Source organism: Pseudoalteromonas sp. SG45-5, assembly GCF_014164085.1.
Lineage (GTDB): Bacteria > Pseudomonadota > Gammaproteobacteria > Enterobacterales > Alteromonadaceae > Pseudoalteromonas > Pseudoalteromonas aliena.
In genome coordinates this window covers 1-2,198 of sequence record NZ_JACJEM010000109.1, presented here as the reverse complement: position 1 = coordinate 2,198, position 2,198 = coordinate 1, and the positions used below count along the sequence as shown (strand labels likewise).

The window sequence follows — 2,198 nt, the reverse complement described above, 5'->3', positions numbered from 1 at the left end:
TGAATTTAATCGTGTGCTCGTCTTTGGGTTTGTCAGTGTTTAATTTATCGAGCTGTTGTTTTAATTGCTTAACAGCTGGCTGTAGAGTTTGTTGCTCACCCACTGAGCCCCACGCTTGTGCTTGCCGTTATTTACCCAATGCAAGTATTTGGTGTTTATCGTCATTAATCGCGATGCCGTTGTAGCCTTGAATTGTCCCTTTTGACGTGGTCATTTTCGCGCTATCAGGGTCAGTGATATTACTTTTAACTGGCTTGCCTTTACTGCCTGTTTTTTCTTTATGAGTGGCTAAGAACTCGGTGATTTTATCTGCACTTTTATCCAGCTTTTCTTTTTGTTTTAAATCCTGAGTTATCAACTCTTCGCCCAGCCCATCTTGTGATTGGTGGCGTTCAATAATACGTTTGCTTGCGCGTTCTAGTTTTGCTTTTTTACGCCCTAGCTCATCGAATGTGCCGCTCCACTCTTTACTCGCATTGGACTTTAATTTACACCCGTCAATGGCAAACATGTTGCGGCCTATCAAGTCTTCCTCATCACATATCATCAGCACTTGCGTGAACAGCGGTTCAATCTGTTCATGCATTTTAGCCACAAAACCCGCTATAGAGGTGTAATGCGGCTGGATATCACCCGACACACTCATAAATAAAATGTTCGTCTCACACGCTTTAGCAATTCGGCGGCTACTGATCAAACCATGTGCATAGCCAAGCAAAATAATCTTTAGCATTACCGTGGGCGGATACGCAGCAGCGCCCGTTTTGTCATTGTTGTACCACGCGTCAAATCCTGATAAATCGAGTTTATTTTCGACAATATAACAAAGGGCATACTCAAAAGTGCCAGGCAGAATTTGCTCAGCGAAATTGATAGGAATGAATTTATTTTGACAGGATAAGTCAGGCTTGTAGTTGGCCATAACGATTTACCGTGGGTGAATAATATCTATTAGATCACAGCGAACGGATGGATTCAAGGTTAAAAAGCAATCAATTCGAGACAGTAAGATATGTTCCTGAAAAGAGTAATTCTACAGCCTCAACGCCCTGTTAACAGGCAATAAAATAGTTGGTTAAAATAAGCGACGAAGGAGCAAAAACCAACTGTTTTTTGTCCTTGTTTAACAGCTTGTTAGGGTTCGGTGACTCCTGACCTTGCATCAGCCCACTCATGATGGGCAACCATTCCTAAGTTGAATTTTTGAAGTGTTTGCGTAAATAACTCTTTGGGCAATTTACAGCCTTCGTAAGAAAATAGTTTCTCTCCAAGAGCATGAATAAATCGTGCAAGAGCAATGATAAAAAGCTCAGCATATGTTTTACCTACAGGAGTAAGTTCCCTCATGTATTTAAGGGCTGGTGACATTGAAGCATCTACATGCGCACCACCTCCCTTATCAGCAACGGAACGAATTATTTCCTTTATAGTGAGTTCTGTTGGGCTATATGTTACGAACTGTTCACTCCATTGCCCTATAGGGATTAATTTTGATTTTTCGAGTAAAAGATCAGCCGTTGATAATCCAGTATAGAACTGCGTTATTTCGAAAGGCATTTGAGCTACTCTGTTAGTTCCAGCTCCCGTTTGGCTAATGTGTAAATAACCTGAACTATGCTTTGACCAGTTTATTGACTCTAAACCTGACACCTCTAACTTAGGGTGAACAGATACAAGTAATGAATTATCTTTTTTACGGCTTGTGTCACACAATAAAAGGCGTAATTGTGAAGCTAAAGCGCGATACATATGTGTTTGCCCTGAGTAAATACACGACAAACATGTTTCAATTACCTTAAAAGTTTCCCTTAACTCACCTTTGAGATAAGTTCTAGTGCTATCCATAAAGAACCCTAGCGAGCCTGTAGATTAACTCGTTTTTAAATTTGTTTTTATTGATAAACAAACCATAGCTGAGTTCCTATTTTGGTTCAATCTATTACTGTACTTTTACGCAGCATATAAAGAAGTGTTTGATATTGTTTTAATTGGCGTTTTGGAAGGGATTGCAGGTGTCTGAGTGGCTTATTTGAGGTTAAAAGGACTTCCCCTTCTTAATGCATCATGTTTTGCAGCTTTTCTATATTATGAACAAGGCAATACAATTGCCATTGCGCATTCACTTTCGCTTGCCCCCGTAAGGTCAATTTATTCATGCCTTTGTTCACTGTAATGTTCCCGAACACTGGCTCTATACA

General features: G+C 40.1%; 3 protein-coding genes. All 3 read right to left on the bottom strand.

Going from position 1 to position 2,198, the window contains the following annotated elements:
* Positions 1–127: 127 nt before the first annotated feature.
* A complete protein-coding gene (locus tag H5119_RS19795) occupies positions 128–922 on the bottom strand; it encodes a transposase (protein WP_259399068.1) in 795 nt (264 codons plus the stop codon).
* Between the two features lie 212 nt (positions 923–1,134).
* The gene (locus H5119_RS19790) at positions 1,135–1,845 is read right to left on the bottom strand and encodes a hypothetical protein (protein ID WP_182703450.1); all 711 of its coding nucleotides are present in this window, start codon (positions 1,843–1,845) and stop codon (positions 1,135–1,137) included.
* A gap of 209 nt (positions 1,846–2,054) precedes the next feature.
* Positions 2,055–2,198, bottom strand: a 144-nt coding sequence (locus tag H5119_RS19785) for a transposase (protein WP_182703449.1), incomplete at its 5' end; no start/stop codon positions are given.

Bases quoted from the DNA above. Each gene is read 5' to 3' on its own strand.
- H5119_RS19795 (WP_259399068.1), bottom strand. From the start codon at position 922: ATGGCCAACTACAAGCCTGACTTATCCTGTCAAAATAAATTCATTCCT.
- H5119_RS19790 (WP_182703450.1), bottom strand. From the start codon at position 1,845: ATGGATAGCACTAGAACTTATCTCAAAGGTGAGTTAAGGGAAACTTTT.